This is a genomic window from Proteus genomosp. 4 str. ATCC 51469 (assembly GCF_003144375.1).
In the GTDB taxonomy this organism is placed as follows: Bacteria; Pseudomonadota; Gammaproteobacteria; order Enterobacterales; family Enterobacteriaceae; genus Proteus.
In genome coordinates, this window is sequence record NZ_PENV01000019.1 from 82,600 (window position 1) to 97,790 (window position 15,191).

General features: G+C 37.7%; 12 protein-coding genes. 6 read left to right on the plus strand and 6 right to left on the minus strand.

What is annotated here, in order from left to right; all coding sequences use genetic code 11:
• Positions 1-1,053 (minus strand): ABC transporter substrate-binding protein, encoded by a 1,053-nt coding sequence (locus tag DK866_RS16595; protein ID WP_109409794.1) that lies wholly within the window; start codon positions 1,051-1,053, stop codon positions 1-3.
• A 217-nt stretch (positions 1,054-1,270) separates the two neighbouring features.
• Here DK866_RS16595 and htpG point away from each other — a divergent pair, with 217 nt between their 5' ends.
• The 5 genes from htpG (at position 1,271) to DK866_RS16620 (ending at position 7,824) form a co-directional block, all read left to right on the plus strand.
• A complete protein-coding gene (htpG, locus tag DK866_RS16600) occupies positions 1,271-3,148 on the plus strand; it encodes a molecular chaperone HtpG (protein WP_208105135.1) in 1,878 nt (625 codons plus the stop codon).
• A 181-nt stretch (positions 3,149-3,329) separates the two neighbouring features.
• Positions 3,330-3,974, plus strand: coding sequence for an adenylate kinase (gene adk / locus DK866_RS16605; RefSeq protein ID WP_023582632.1), 645 nt, complete (start codon positions 3,330-3,332; stop codon positions 3,972-3,974).
• A gap of 174 nt (positions 3,975-4,148) precedes the next feature.
• On the plus strand, positions 4,149-5,129 hold the full coding sequence (gene hemH, locus DK866_RS16610; RefSeq protein ID WP_109409796.1) for a ferrochelatase: 981 nt from the start codon (positions 4,149-4,151) through the stop codon (positions 5,127-5,129).
• Positions 5,130-5,291: 162 nt separating this feature from the next.
• On the plus strand, positions 5,292-6,410 hold the full coding sequence (gene wzz(fepE), locus DK866_RS16615) for an LPS O-antigen length regulator Wzz(fepE) (protein WP_109409797.1): 1,119 nt from the start codon (positions 5,292-5,294) through the stop codon (positions 6,408-6,410).
• Positions 6,411-6,513: 103 nt separating this feature from the next.
• Complete coding sequence (locus DK866_RS16620; protein WP_072070131.1) at positions 6,514-7,824, plus strand: inosine/guanosine kinase; 1,311 nt, start codon at positions 6,514-6,516, stop codon at positions 7,822-7,824.
• Between the two features lie 111 nt (positions 7,825-7,935).
• Here DK866_RS16620 and ybaL read toward each other — a convergent pair whose 3' ends face one another.
• Positions 7,936-9,696, minus strand: coding sequence for a YbaL family putative K(+) efflux transporter (gene ybaL / locus DK866_RS16625; RefSeq protein WP_109409798.1), 1,761 nt, complete (start codon positions 9,694-9,696; stop codon positions 7,936-7,938).
• 237 nt (positions 9,697-9,933) lie between these two features.
• Positions 9,934-11,172 carry an MFS transporter gene (locus DK866_RS16630; RefSeq protein ID WP_109409799.1) on the minus strand — a complete coding sequence of 413 codons (1,239 nt, stop codon included), beginning with the start codon at positions 11,170-11,172 and terminating at the stop codon, positions 9,934-9,936.
• 261 nt (positions 11,173-11,433) lie between these two features.
• On the opposite strand from DK866_RS16630, the gene ushA reads away from it, so the two are divergent.
• Positions 11,434-13,098, plus strand: a complete 1,665-nt coding sequence (gene ushA, locus DK866_RS16635) for a bifunctional UDP-sugar hydrolase/5'-nucleotidase UshA (protein WP_109409800.1) — start codon at positions 11,434-11,436, stop codon at positions 13,096-13,098.
• A 120-nt stretch (positions 13,099-13,218) separates the two neighbouring features.
• Here the strand turns inward: ushA and ybaK are convergent, their stop codons facing one another.
• The 3 genes from ybaK to DK866_RS16650 form a co-directional block, all read right to left on the minus strand.
• Positions 13,219-13,698, minus strand: a complete 480-nt coding sequence (gene ybaK / locus DK866_RS16640; protein WP_109409801.1) for a Cys-tRNA(Pro)/Cys-tRNA(Cys) deacylase YbaK — start codon at positions 13,696-13,698, stop codon at positions 13,219-13,221.
• Between the two features lie 34 nt (positions 13,699-13,732).
• Complete coding sequence (locus tag DK866_RS16645; RefSeq protein WP_109409802.1) at positions 13,733-14,542, minus strand: TraB/GumN family protein; 810 nt, start codon at positions 14,540-14,542, stop codon at positions 13,733-13,735.
• Between the two features lie 110 nt (positions 14,543-14,652).
• On the minus strand, positions 14,653-15,191 hold a 539-nt coding region (locus DK866_RS16650; RefSeq protein WP_208624191.1), incomplete at its 5' end, for a YadA C-terminal domain-containing protein.

Here is a 15,191-nt window from a genome sequence, read left to right on the forward strand (position 1 = left end):
CTACTCTTTTCCTTGATATTGAGTACGATAAAATTTTTGATACCAATCATTAGCCGCTTTTTGCATATCAATATCGCTAAATTTTTCAGGATATAATTTTTTTGCCATCCACAATTCACCAATTGCCATGGCTTCTGGCATTGGGTATCCCCATGCTTTTGCATATTCAGGCATTAAATAAATGCGATTATTTTTAACGGCATTAATGACTTGCCAACGTTTATCTTGTTTTATTTCATCCACAACTTGTGGGTATCTGTCTTGAATAAAGATAACTTCAGGGTCCCATGCAATAACTTGTTCAAGAGAAACTTGTTTATATCCTTTGACGGTTGATGCCGCGACATTGAATGCGCCAGCGTGCTCCATCATCAAGCCTGTATACTTACCTGAGCCATAAGTAGTTAAGTCTGGGTTTGCCATGTAAGCCCGCACTCGTTGCTCTTTAGGAATATCTTGTAAGCGCTGACTTACTTGCTCACGTTGTTTAAAAGTATCATTTACTAAGGTTTTTGCATTTTCTGATTTATTGACGATATCCCCAATCAATAAAATGCCTTCTTTTAGTCCTTCGTTATAGGCTTGTTCTTCGTTTTGTAATGTTGGATTGAGTGTTGATTTATCTTCATTAGCTTCTTTGCGTAATGAAATCGCCACAACAGGAATACCAAGAGCAGAGATCTTATCGATCATCTCTTTTGGGGCGTAATTGGTTACAAAAACAACTTGAGGTTGTAGCTTTACTAAGCTTTCAGCATCAAAACTGGTGAGATCGCCCACTTTTGGGGTGTTTTCCAGTGAGGGCGCTAATTGTGCATAGCCATCACCTAATTGTTGTTTCCAGTTAGACATTACACCAACAACTTTATCTGTAGCATCAAGTTGAACTAGCAAATTCAGTGTTTGATGTTGTAAAACCACCGTTCTTTCTATTTTATCTGGAATGGTCACGGTGCGACCAATTTGGTCTACGATTTGTCTGTCTGCGTAAGAGAAGGAAGAAAGGGAGAGTAAGCCAATACCTAATAAACAGTGCTGTAATAAAGCTTTCATAGTCATAAACCTAAGTTAATATCGCTGTATAATAAAATATACAGCTAAAAATATACAGCAAGTATTATTTTTGCTCAAACTTTAATCATATAAGGTAGTTAATTAATTTTATAAGCTTAATTTTTTACTCAACCCTTGAAACTTGCTTAACTATCCCCACTTTTTACTCATATTGATTTTTTTCGCCAAATTAGGATTAATTGAGGTAAAAATGAGTATGAAAGGTCAGGAAACAAGAGGATTTCAGTCAGAAGTTAAACAACTTCTTCAATTAATGATCCATTCTCTTTACTCCAATAAAGAAATTTTCCTTCGCGAATTGATATCGAACGCATCAGATGCGGCTGATAAATTGCGTTTCCGTGCATTATCAGATGCAGCACTTTATGAAAATAACGGTGAATTGCATGTGCGCATTTCCACTGATAAAGAGAACCGAACTCTGACTATCAGTGATAATGGTATTGGTATGACTCGTGATGAAGTCATTGATAATCTAGGTACTATCGCAAAATCAGGTACCAAATCATTCTTAGAATCTATCGGACAAGATCAAGCTAAAGATAGCCAGTTAATTGGTCAGTTTGGTGTGGGATTCTATTCAGCTTTTATCGTTGCAGATAAAGTGACTGTGCGCACTCGTGCTGCGGGTGAAACAGCCGATAAAGGCGTTTTCTGGGAGTCTGAAGGTGAAGGTGATTACACCGTTGCTGATATTGAAAAAGCGGATCGCGGTACTGAAATAACGCTTCATTTGCGTGAAGGCGAAGATGAGTATTTAGATGATTGGCGTCTACGTAGCATTATTAGTAAATATTCTGACCATATTTCTTTACCTGTTGAAATTGAAACGAAAAATGAAGAAGACGGCACAGTAACGTGGGAAAAAATTAATAAGGCACAAGCGCTGTGGACTCGTAATAAAGCTGAAGTAAGTGATGATGAGTATAAAGAGTTTTATAAGCATATCTCTCATGACTTTGCTGATCCATTAAGCTGGGTACACAACCGCGTTGAAGGTAAACAAGAATACACAAGTTTATTATATGTGCCTTCAAAAGCGCCTTGGGATTTATGGAATCGTGAACAGCGCCATGGTTTAAAACTGTATGTACAGCGTGTTTTTATTATGGATGAAGCTGAGCAGTTTATGCCTAATTACCTACGTTTTATTCGTGGGTTAGTTGATTCTAATGATTTACCACTAAACGTTTCGCGTGAAATTCTACAAGACAGCTCTGTTACACGTAACTTACGTAGCGCATTAACTAAACGTGCATTACAAATGTTACAAAAACTGGCTGAGAATAAGCCTGAAGAGTATCAAGCATTCTGGAAAGAATTTGGTTTAGTCTTAAAAGAAGGTCCAGCAGAAGACTCATCTAACATTGAAACTATTGCTAAGTTACTGCGTTTTGCATCAACACATAACGACAGTGATGCTCAAACGGTTTCATTGGAAGATTATGTTAGCCGCATGGTGGAAGGTCAGGAAAAAATCTATTACATCACCGCTGATAGCTACGCTGCTGCGAAAAATAGCCCTCATTTAGAGCTGTTCCGCAAAAAAGGTATCGAAGTATTGCTGTTATCAGATCGTATTGATGAATGGATGATGAATTATCTGACAGAGTTTGATGGCAAGTCATTCCAATCTGTCAGTAAAGCAGATGAATCTCTTGATAAACTGGCTGATGAAGAAAAACAAGCTGAACAAGAAGAAACTGATAAACAATTAGCACCTTTCGTTGAGCGCATTAAAACTTTGTTGGGCGACAGAGTTAAAGAGGTGAAATTAACACACCGCTTGACAGATACCCCTGCGATTGTGACAACCAGTGCGGATGAAATGACCACACAAATGGCGAAATTGTTTGCAGCAGCAGGACAAGAAGTGCCAGAAGTAAAATATAACTTTGAGCTAAATCCAAATCATCCATTAGTGAAACAAACAGCCGAATTAACGGATGATGCTTTATTTGCTGATTGGGTTAATTTATTACTCGATCAGGCATTATTTGCTGAAAGAGGCTCTTTGGAAGATCCAAACCAGTTTATTCGCTTAGTGAATCAACTTTTAGTTCAAAAAGCGTAACTGTTTTCGTTTTCAAACATTTAAACCACGTTTCTCTGAAAAGAGAGCGTGGTTTTTTCTTTTTCGACAAAAATAAAATGCAATCGCTACCGTGATTTCTTGAGCGATGACCTCACAAAATGGTATGGTAATGCGTTTTCGAGTTTAAATATAAAAAATTAAATGCAAGGGGATTTACGCGATGCGTATCATTCTGCTAGGCGCTCCAGGCGCTGGTAAAGGCACTCAGGCTCAATTCATTAAAGAAAACTATGGTATCCCACAGATTTCAACTGGTGATATGTTACGTGCGGCAGTAAGTGCAGGTACAGAACTAGGACTGAAAGCAAAAGCACTGATGGACAATGGTCAGTTAGTTACTGATGAATTAGTTATTGCGTTAGTTAAAGAGCGCATCAAACAAGACGATTGCCGTAATGGTTTCTTGTTGGATGGGTTCCCAAGAACAATTCCGCAAGCTGATGCAATGAAAGAAGCAGGTATCAATGTGGATTTCGTACTGGAATTCGCAGTACCAGATGACATCATTGTAGAACGTATTATTGGCCGTCGTGTTCACGCACCATCAGGTCGTGTTTATCATGTGAAATTTAATCCACCTAAAGTGGAAAATCGTGATGACGTGACTGGTGAAGAGTTAACAACACGTAAAGATGACCAAGAAGAAACCGTTCGTAAACGTTTAGTTGAGTATCATACTCAAACGGCACCGTTAGTTTCTTATTATCAAAATGAAGCTAAAGCAAGCAATGCAAAATACTTCAAAGTTGATGGTACACAAAAAGTTAGTGAAATTAATGCTGAACTGAAAAGTATCCTTGGCTAATTTGTCATCGCTATGATTAATCCCGGTTGAGCCGGGATTTTTTTTACCTTATTTAGTCGGTATAAAATAAGTTAAAAAATTCGATCCAATAAATTGACAAGCACAATTCATTATTTTCCTTTATTCTTCTACCCTTTGGTTATCCTAATAAAAATAACTCTAAGGAGTCATGGTATGAATCATGCTAAGTATGGTGTTCTTCTCGTTAATCTTGGTACACCTGATGCGCCAACAACGGGTGCTGTCCGACGTTATTTAGCACAATTTCTTAGCGATCCTCGTGTTGTTGATGTTTCTCCTTTAATTTGGAAACCAATATTACAGGGCGCGATATTGCCGTTTCGTTCTCCTAAAGTAGCAAAACTTTATCAACAAATATGGATGAAAGAAGGTTCCCCACTGTTAGTTTATAGTCGCGCCCAACAACGCGCGCTTGCTCAGCGATTACCTAATATACCTGTGGAATTAGGGATGTGTTATGGCAATCCATCGCTAAATGAAGGGATTGAAAAACTGTTACAACAAGGTGTTGAGAACCTTATTTTGTTACCACTTTATCCTCAATACTCTTGCTCTACCTCTGCCGCGGTATTTGATGGTGTAAGCAAAATACTGAAAGGGATGCGCACTATTCCATCCTTAAATTTTATTCGTAGCTACCCTGAACATCCGCTTTATATCAAAGCACTTGTTACCTCTATTGAGAAGAGCTTTCAGCAATATGGAAAACCAGATCGTTTAATTCTCTCTTTCCATGGTATTCCAGAGCGATTTATTAAAACAGGGGATATTTATTATGATGAATGTTGCCTTACAACTGAAAAGCTTAAAGAACAATTAGAAATACAATTAGGCTACCCTAAAGAACAGGTCATGTTGACATTCCAATCACGTTTCGGACGTGAGCCTTGGTTATCACCTTATACTGATAAAACAATGGAAAAGTTGGGAAGTGAAGGTGTTAAACACATTCAAGTTGTATGTCCAGGCTTTTCATCTGATTGTTTGGAAACATTAGAAGAAATTAACGAACAGAACCGTGAATTCTTTATTCATGGAGGGGGAAAACAGTATGAATATATCCCTGCATTAAATGATGATCCTGGGCATATTGACTTGCTAGAGGTGATGATCCGTGAGATATGCAAAAAATAATTACTGAATTCTATAAATAAAATTATCGGATTTGATGATATATTAATTTGATCATATTTCAGTTATATATAAACTTATCTTTTCTCATTTTTTAAGTGTTTTAGTGTTAATCACTAAAATGCTGATAAACGGACACTGCATTACATAAATTTAGGCAGGAAAATGAATAGTAAGCTTTCAAAACCACAATCTTCAGAAATTGATAAAGGGAATTTTGATGACTTTTATCTAAAACAGAACGATGAAATCGATCTTTTTGAATTATTTTCTGTTATTTATAAATCAAAATTTGTCATTATTGGTATCACGTTATTATTTGCTATCGTTGGCTTTACTGTTGCAAGTTTTTTGCCCCAAAAATGGACAAGCCAAGCTGCAATTACCAAGCCAATGCTCGATGAAATGAAGCAATTAAGAGCGACATTGACTGAACTAAGCCTAGTGGATGTTGATACGGGTGTTAATGGTTCTTCCGTTTATCAAAAATTTATCAATAACTATAACTCTCGTGTTTTGCGTGAAGAGTATTTGATAAGCACAGATTATTACAAAAGCTTGTTGGCTAAAATGGAAGAGCCAACGCCACTGGATAAACGTAAATTAATTGAAGAAATCGTAACGAAAGATATTAATTTAAAAGCTTCAGATGATAAAAACAGTGAAGAAGAGTTTAGTGGCGAAATTAATCTAAGCTTTACGGCACCAACCTCAGAAGAGGCTTACGATTTACTTTCAGGCTATATTCGTTTTATTTCCACCAAAGTACGTATGGAAGTGAAAGACGAGATTGATGATCAAATTGAACGTAAATTAAGCTTTGCTCAAAAAGCGTATGAAATGGATTTAGAACGTATTGCTAACGCACGTAATGTAAATGTTCAACGCTTAAAATATGCGTTAGAGATTGCTAATGCGGCAGGAGTAAAAAAACCAATTTCAAGTGAAGGCGCACAAATTAAAGATGATCCTGATTACTCTATTGCCATGGGTTCTGATGCGTTAAGTAGTAAATTGGCTATCACAGAAGCTATCACTGATCCAACAACAGTGAGTGCTGATCTGAAAAACCGTTTATATAACATGAAGCAGTTAGAAAAAGTGAAATTAGATGAGCTTCAATTTGTACCATTCAAATATATGTTGAAGCCTTATGAACCCACTAAAAAAGATGCACCTAAACGTGCTCTGATTTTAGTCGGTGCTGCTTTTGTTGGTTTTATCCTTTCTGTAATGGGTGTTTTACTGAGCTATATGGCAAGAAGCCGTCGTAAAGCTGCATAAAAATATCGCCAAATAAGTAGGTGTACAGACGTACACCTACTGTCTCTCCCATAATATTGTGTTAACATTGCGCATCTTTTTTAGCTGTGTAGCATCGTTCACAATGAAATTCCCTGGCAAACGAAAATCCAAACACTATTTTCCCGTTAGTTTACGAGATCCTTTACTACAACCCATCATCAATATGACGGAGAGCGAATCTTCGCGCGCCTATATTGTCGGCATTGACCAAACATTGGTGGATATCGAAGCGAAAGTTGATGAGGCATTTATTACCCGTTATAACTTGAGTCAGGGACACTCTCTAGTTATTGAAGATGATGTCGCAGAAGCGCTTTATCGTGAATTAACAGATAATAACTTAATCACTCACGAATTTGCGGGTGGCACTATTGGTAATACACTGCATAATTACTCTGTATTGGCTGATGACCGTTCTGTGTTATTAGGTACTATGTGTAATAACATTCAGATTGGTAGCTATGCTTATCGCTATTTATGTAACACGTCTAGCCGCACTGATTTGAATTATCTTCAAGGTGTCGATGGTGCTATTGGGCGCTGTTTTACGCTGATCACCGAAAATGGTGAACGTACTTTTGCAATTAGCCCAGGTCAAATGAACCAACTTCAGCCTGAGAGTATTCCAGAAGAGGTGATTGCAGAAGCTTCTGCATTGGTTTTAACAGCTTATTTAGTGCGTTGTAAACCTGGTGAACCAATGCCTTTGGCTACCATGAAAGCGATTGAATATGCGAAAAAGTATGACGTACCCGTAGTGCTTACATTAGGTACTAAATATGTTATTGCAGATGATCCACAATGGTGGCGTGATTTCCTAAAAGAGCATGTATCTGTTGTAGCAATGAATGAAGATGAAGCATTTGAGTTAACAGGGCATTCTGATCCTCTCCTTGCCTCTGATGTAGCATTAGAATGGGTTGACTTAGTTCTTTGTACCGCAGGCCCCGCAGGGCTTTATATGGGGGGGTATACGGAGCAAAGCTTTAAACGTCAAACAACGCATCCTTTATTACCTGGCGCAATTGCTGAATTTAACCGTTATGAATTTAGCCGTGCAATGCGCTACAAAGATTGTGAAGAGCCTGAAAAAGTTTATTCCCATATTGAGCCTTATATGGGTGGCCCTGAGAAAATCATGAATACAAATGGTGCGGGTGATGCAGCATTATCAGCATTACTGCATGATATTACAGCAAATAGTTATCATCGAATTAATGTGCCGAATTCGAGTAAGCATCCTCGAACTTATTTAACCTACTCATCATTAGCACAAGTGTGTAAATATGCTAATCGAGTGAGTTATCAAGTGTTAAGTCAGCATTCACCTCGTTTAACGCGTGGTTTACCTGAAAAAGAAGACAGCTTAGAAGAAGCTTATTGGGAACGTTAAGTTTATATCGTTTCTCAGTTTTGTTTTATCAGAGTGAAATAAAAAACCTATCAAAATTGATAGGTTTTTTATTGACTTAAATTGTAGCGTTAACAGGTTATCTATATTTGGTTATTGTGCTGCACTTGGAGCAATAATTTGCTGACCATTTTCAGGGGTATCATCAATAGCACAACCAAACTCTACTTCCTTCACTAACATATCGGCCATTGCAGATGCAGTTTGATCTTCATCGATAATGACGTGATTTGCACCTTTTTCAAGGATAAAAGATGCTTCTTCATCGTAGTTAGCCCGAACAATAATATCGTCGAAATGAGCACGAACAATGATATTTAAATCAGGGTTCATACTTCTTGCTGTTTCGGCAATATCAGCGGCTTCATAACCATTAGGGATAGTCAGTAGTAAAGATTTAGCACAATCAATACGGGCTAAAGCAAGTGATTCTTTTGTTGAAGCATTACCCAGTACCGTATTTAAGCTTTTCTCTTTTAATTCCGCGAATTTATTACGGCTATTTTCGATAATAACCAATGGAATAGATTTAGCTAATAATTTTTCAGAAAGCATACTTCCCGCGCGTCCATAGCCAACGATAATAGCGTGGCCACAGATATCAACAGGAACTGGCATCTCTTCTTCCAGCTCTTCTTGTTGTAGTTGTTCCATTTCTTCTTTTGTCTCTGTTTTTGCCAGATAACGGTCTAATAAAGAGAACAATACAGGGTTTAGCATAATAGAAACTAAAGCACCGGCTAAAACAAGATTACGTGCATCTGGCTCTAAAACGTTCAGAGCAACACCAAGGCCAGCAAGAATAAAGGCAAATTCACCAATTTGAGCAAGACTAGCAGAAATAGTTAGGGCTGTTCGTCTAGAATGCCCAAACATTCGTACAAGTACCAGTGCTGCTGCTGATTTACCAATAATAATGATAGCTAACGTTGCTAAGATGCCGAGTGGGTGTTCAATTAAGACCATAGGATCAAACAGCATACCTACAGACACAAAGAACAGTACAGCAAAGGCATCACGCAGTGGCAAAGTATCTTGAGCAGCTCTGTGGCTTAAATCAGACTCATTGAGTACCATACCGGCAAAGAATGCGCCTAATGCGAAAGAAGCATCAAATAAGGTTACAGCGGCATAAGCGATACCTAAGGCTAGTGCTAACACACATAACGTAAAGAGTTCACGAGAGCCTGTTGCTGCGGTTTTGGCTAAAATCCAAGGAATAAGCTTACGGCCGACAACCATCATGATTAAGATAAAGGCAACGACTTTACCAATAGTGATCCCTAAATTAATCATCAGTTGAGAAACACTGGTTTGGTCGCTACTTTCCAGCATATTGGCGGCAGCGGGTAGTAGCACAAGGGCTAATACCATTGCTAGGTCTTCAACTATCAGCCAACCAATAGCAATTTGGCCTCGTTGGCTATCAATCAGGCCTCTTTCTTCAAGTGCTCGTAAAAGAACAACGGTACTTGCTGTTGATAGACACAAACCGAATACAATGCCACTAAATAAACCCCAGCCAAAAAATGCCGATAATCCCAATCCTAATAGTGTTGCGACTGCAATTTGCGCAATAGCACCCGGAATAGCGATAGCTTTTACCGCCATAAGATCTTTTAAAGAAAAATGTAAACCCACGCCAAACATTAGCAGAATGACGCCGATTTCAGCGAGTTCAGGGGCGAGAGAGGTATCAGCGACAAAGCCTGGGGTAAATGGGCCAGCGAGTACACCCGCAGCAAGATATCCTACTAAAGGTGAGATTTTTAGCCGTTGAGCGATCATGCCTAAAATGTAAGCAAGTGCTAACCCACCAACAATGGTGGTAATGAGGGGTGTTGAATGCGGCATCAATTCTCCTTCTTTTTATAAAACTACATGTATCGGGGGGCGAGTATATAGCAGGCTGATAGTTTAACGTATTTATGCAATAAATTCGCTAAAAATTATCGATTATTTATAAAAATAGCAAGTTGATTGAGTTTTATGACGCAAGTGCGTTTTTTTATGTTATTTTAATAAGTCTTGTCTTTTAAGGTAAGAGTTACCCTGTTATTGGTTCATTTAAATAACAGGGTTAATTACAGCTTATTCAGTTTTATCCACCCCAATATTAGGAAGAAAAATGGTGAAAATACCTAACAGTGGGAGATAAGCACAAATATGATAGACATATTCAATACTCTTCTGATCTGCAATATACCCTAAGACTGCAGCACCAATGCCCCCCATTCCAAAAGCTAGTCCAAAGAAAAGCCCTGAAACCATACCTGTTTTACCCGGAATTAACTCTTGAGCATAAACTAAGATAGCAGAAAATGCTGAAGCTAAAATTACACCAATGAATACAGTAAGTACGCCAGTCCAGTACAAGCTGGCATAAGGGAGTATCAGTGTAAAAGGCGCAACACCTAGAATAGATCCCCAAATAACGTATTTTCTGCCAATTTTATCGCCTACAGGGCCACCAATCATGGTGCCAGCAGCAACAGCAAAGAGAAAAACAAATAGGTGAATTTGTGCATTTTGTACTGAAACACCAAATTTATGTATTAAATAGAAAGTATAGTAGCTACTGATGCTTGCAAGATAAAAATACTTAGAAAAAATCAGAATAAGTAAAATGGCTAAAGATCCCAAAAGGGCTTTACGTGGCAATATTGCTTTATTATTGAGTCTGTTAGGTTGTTTTTTCTGAGCTTCTTGTTGAATTTTATACCAACGACTAACTTGTAATAACACGACAATAGCCAGCAATGCAGCAAGGGAGAACCAACCGACATTTCCTTTGCCATAAGGTGCTATCAGTAATGCAGCCAAAAGAGGGCCTAATGAGCTACCGAGATTCCCGCCTACTTGGAAGAGTGATTGTGCAAGTCCGTGCCTTCCACCTGATGCCATTCTAGCAACACGGGATGATTCAGGATGGAAAACAGACGAGCCAGTACCCACTAACCCTGCAGCAAGTAATAACATTGGGAATGTATCAGCAAAGGCAAGGAGAATAAGCCCTGTTAGGGTAAAACCCATACCAATAGGTAATGAGTAAGGCTTAGGATATTTATCAGTATAGAGGCCAATAAATGGCTGTAATAAGGATGCTGTGATTTGATAAGTCAACGTTATCATCCCTATTTGCACAAAACTGAGAGAAAATTCAGATTGCAACATAGGGTAAATAGCTAATATCAATGATTGGATCATATCATTGAGAAGATGTGAAAAACTGATAGCAGTTAAAATACTAAAAACCGTATTACGCTTATTGGCTTTTCGTTGTAAAACATCAGTTTCTTCTATGGGAAGCGTTGGGTCAGCATTACTCATTTTAATTCCCTGTCATATTATTTTGTTAATGAATTGTTTCTATTTTTATTAGTCTAGTTTACATCTATTTGGAGTTGAGTGCTTTTGTGAGAAATAGAGTTTGATTCATGTCTCAAAAAAACTATTGGATCAATGAAATAATAAAAAAATTATATAACCTACGTCATAAAATACAGCAAAAGTATTTAACTTCTGTCTTTTTTTTCTACAGTAGATGCATGGCAGAACCTTCTCAATAAATAATATACATGGGGATATACCATGAGCTTATCTTTTAAATTATCGGCATGCGCTTTGACCGTTTCTTTAGCTATGGCGCCTGCGTTGTCTCAGGCATGGGAAAAGGATAAAACGTACGAAATTACTATTTTGCACACCAATGATCATCATGGCCATTTTTGGCATAACGATCGTGGTGAGTACGGCTTAGCGGCTCAAAAAACCGTTGTTGATAATATCCGTGATGAAGTGGCTAAAAATGGTGGTAGCGTACTGCTGTTATCGGGTGGCGATATCAATACAGGTGTTCCAGAATCTGACTTACAAGATGCAGAGCCTGATTTTAAAGGTATGAATCTTGTAGGTTATGATGCAATGGCACTGGGTAACCATGAATTCGACAATCCGTTAGATGTTTTACGTCAACAAGAGAAATGGGCAACATTCCCGTTCTTATCTGCAAATATTTATCAGAAAAGTACAGGTGAGCGTTTATTTAAGCCTTACACCATTTTTGATAAGCAAGGTGTGAAAATTGCAGTGTTGGGCTTAACGACTGATGATACTGTGCGTATCGGTAACCCAGCAAACTTCCCTGATACTGAATTCCGTAAGCCTTCTGATGAGGCTAAAAAAGTTGTAGAAGAACTACGTACAACAGAAAAGCCAGACATTATTATCGCTGCAACCCATATGGGGCACTATGATGATGGTAATCACGGTTCTAACGCACCAGGTGATGTGGAAATGGCGCGCGCCTTACCAAAAGGCTACCTTGATATGATTGTGGGTGGTCACTCACAAGATCCTGTTTGTATGTCTCAAGAGAACAAAAACTACAAACAAGCTGATTATGTACCAGGAACGCCTTGTGCGCCTGATAATCAAAATGGTACATGGATTGTTCAGGCTCATGAATGGGGCAAATATGTTGGTCGTGCAGATTTCGAATTCCGTAATGGTGAATTCACGTTAAAGCATTATCAACTCATCCCAATCAACTTAAATCAAAAAGTGAAGAAAGACGACGGTACTACTGAACTTGTCTACTACACAGAAGAAATTCCTCATAACCCAGATATGATGAAATTGCTAACCCCTTACCAAGAAAAAGGTGGCGAGCAGCTGAATGTTAAAGTTGGTGAGGTTGTTGGTAAATTAGAAGGTGATCGTAGTAAAGTTCGCTTTGTTCAAACCAATATGGCGCGTTTATTACTATCAGCTCAAGCTGAACGTGCTAATGCAGACTTTGCCATTATGAGTGGTGGTGGTGTGCGTGATTCAATTGAATCTGGTGATATCACTTACAAAGATGTATTGAAAGTTCAACCATTTGCAAATGAACTGGTTTATGTTGATTTTAAAGGTGAAGAGGTAGAGCCTTATTTGTCAGCCGTTGCTTGCATGAAAGTAGACTCTGGTGCTTACGCACAATTCTACAATGTTAGCTTAACAGTTGATGCCGATTGTAAAGTCAGCGATGTTAAAATTGCAGGTAAACCATTAGATAAAACCAAATCTTATCGTATGGCGACATTAAACTTTAACGGTATTGGTGGTGATGGATATCCTAAGATTGATTCACACCCTGGTTATGTGAATACCGGTTTTGTTGATGCTGAAGTATTAAAAGGCTATATCGAATCACACTCTCCATTGAAAGCTGCTGATTTCGAACCTAAAGGCGAAATTGTTTACAAAAAATAAGTCTTATCAATAGCGCTTATATAGACAAAAGGCGACATTAATGTCGCCTTTTGTTTTTGATTTAAGTCACGTTAATTTTTTATTTTGAGGATGTGCCTTAAAATAAAAAATCATTAATGATTATGATTCTTTACGGATAAGTGCAAACTGAGCACCTAATACAGAACCTAAATCTTTTGCTGATAATTCAATATCTAAGCCGCGTTTACCGCCAGAAACAAAAATGGTGTTAAATTCAAGGGCTTGTTCATCAATTACAGTGGGTAGCCGTTTTTTCTGACCTAATGGACTTATTCCACCCACTAAATAACCAGTCACTTTTTGTGCAATTTGTGGATCTGCCATATCTGCTTTTTTCGCTTTAAAGCACTTAGCGACAAGTTTTAAATCTAACTGACCAGAAACAGGAGTGACTGCAACAGCAAGATTTTTAGCATCACCATTTAAAGAAACTAACAATGTTTTAAAGACTTGACGATTATTCAAACCCAGTTTTTCAACGGCTTCATCACCAAAATTATGAACATTAGCATCATGCTCATAAGGATGGAGGATAAATTTAATTTTCTGTTTTTCTAATAAGTTTACAGCGGGAGTCATAGTTATTCCTACTTACAAGGTTAGAACAATATGTTTATGCTTGGTGCGTTAATAAATCGATCAAATTCTCTTCACCAAATAAATGAAGGGCACCTACAGTCACTACGTAGCGGCCTGCCGGTAATTTAGATAATATACTTACCCATTTTTGGTTACGGCTTTGCATTAAAATATCAAATACAGCTTTACTAAAAGTATTTGGTAACGGTGGCTGCTTCTCTCTACTATTATAATTTAACCACCAATTGATCATGATTTGCAATGTACGTGCGTTCTCGTGCCAATTTTTTAGTGTATCTTCGAGTAATTGCTGGCCATCTTCAGGGAAATCTAATAATAATGCGACCTGACTCTCAATGCCTTCGAGTTCAATAATACTTTTTTCATATTCATTAGCATGTTGGATAACTTGATAATCAATACCATATTGAGGTTGTAATCCAAGTTGCATCGCTTGCGTAGATTGTAAAATTAAGGCGATTTGCCAAAGAGGCTTATTGTCGAGCTGATAAAGAGAAAGGGAAAGATCTTCACAATGCTGTGTTATTTGAGAAAAAAGAGAGCTATTTAAGCGCGTCTCTAATGAGCCTCTAAAAAGAGACGATTGATCAAAAGGCTGTACATCAGTTGAAATGTCGGCTTCAACAATAACAGCATCTGCTTTTTTTATTTCGCTTATAAGTACATTAGATAACGGTGTCATTGTTGGAACACCCATATGGATACTACCCACAAGGTGCAAAGAGACATTATTAGGTAGCATAATATCGACAGCGGGATAAGGGTAATGGGTAGTCTTTTTTATCCCAACCCAGTGCTTGATTTTCTGAAAAATACCCGTCATTGATATGCTCCTTTGAGTATAAAATCACAAAGTTTTAGCATAACGGATTTGTAATGGAATGAAACAACGAAAGCCAAGCTTTACTTAGCTTTCGTTGTTTTTATGTTATTTTACCAGCTTATTCCAACACCGCCAGCAGAGACCCAGCTTGATTCATTCCATGCAGTAGAGGCTCTTATTTTAATATTTTCATTAATACGATATTGCATACCCCAAGCAAGAGCTGTGGCATTACGATAATTACCTATGCCGATAGCGGTACTAAATGTAGCAGAGTCGGTAAAAGGTAAATTACTCATTGCTGCCACAGAAGCAATACCTTGATTGGCGCGTTTTTCAACTTTATAAAAGCGATTTTGAGTATCAGATTTAAAATGTTCAAAATCATTTTTTAATGTTTTAACTTCGCTTCTTGAGATTGATTGTTCCATATAAAGAGTAGCAAAATGGTTTTTTAATGAAATATTGTTTCCATTAATATTTAGATTATCGATATAGTTATCTTTAATATTATCTATGTCTTCTTTATTTATATCAATATCTTTTCTATTGGTATCAATGCCTATTCTATTGGTATCAATATCTTCTTTATTGGCATCAATACTTTCTTTATTGGCATCAATACTTTCTTTATTGGCATCAATACTTT

Excerpts from the sequence above, each read along its gene's own strand:
- ybaK (WP_109409801.1), bottom strand. The coding sequence starts at position 13,698 with ATGACTCCCGCTGTAAACTTATTAGAAAAACAGAAAATTAAATTTATC.
- htpG (WP_208105135.1), top strand. The coding sequence starts at position 1,271 with ATGAAAGGTCAGGAAACAAGAGGATTTCAGTCAGAAGTTAAACAACTT.
- ushA (WP_109409800.1), top strand. The coding sequence starts at position 11,434 with ATGAGCTTATCTTTTAAATTATCGGCATGCGCTTTGACCGTTTCTTTA.
- DK866_RS16645 (WP_109409802.1), bottom strand. The coding sequence starts at position 14,542 with ATGACGGGTATTTTTCAGAAAATCAAGCACTGGGTTGGGATAAAAAAG.
- DK866_RS16630 (WP_109409799.1), bottom strand. The coding sequence starts at position 11,172 with ATGAGTAATGCTGACCCAACGCTTCCCATAGAAGAAACTGATGTTTTA.
- DK866_RS16620 (WP_072070131.1), top strand. The coding sequence starts at position 6,514 with ATGAAATTCCCTGGCAAACGAAAATCCAAACACTATTTTCCCGTTAGT.
- ybaL (WP_109409798.1), bottom strand. The coding sequence starts at position 9,696 with ATGCCGCATTCAACACCCCTCATTACCACCATTGTTGGTGGGTTAGCA.
- adk (WP_023582632.1), top strand. The coding sequence starts at position 3,330 with ATGCGTATCATTCTGCTAGGCGCTCCAGGCGCTGGTAAAGGCACTCAG.
- DK866_RS16595 (WP_109409794.1), bottom strand. The coding sequence starts at position 1,053 with ATGAAAGCTTTATTACAGCACTGTTTATTAGGTATTGGCTTACTCTCC.
- hemH (WP_109409796.1), top strand. The coding sequence starts at position 4,149 with ATGAATCATGCTAAGTATGGTGTTCTTCTCGTTAATCTTGGTACACCT.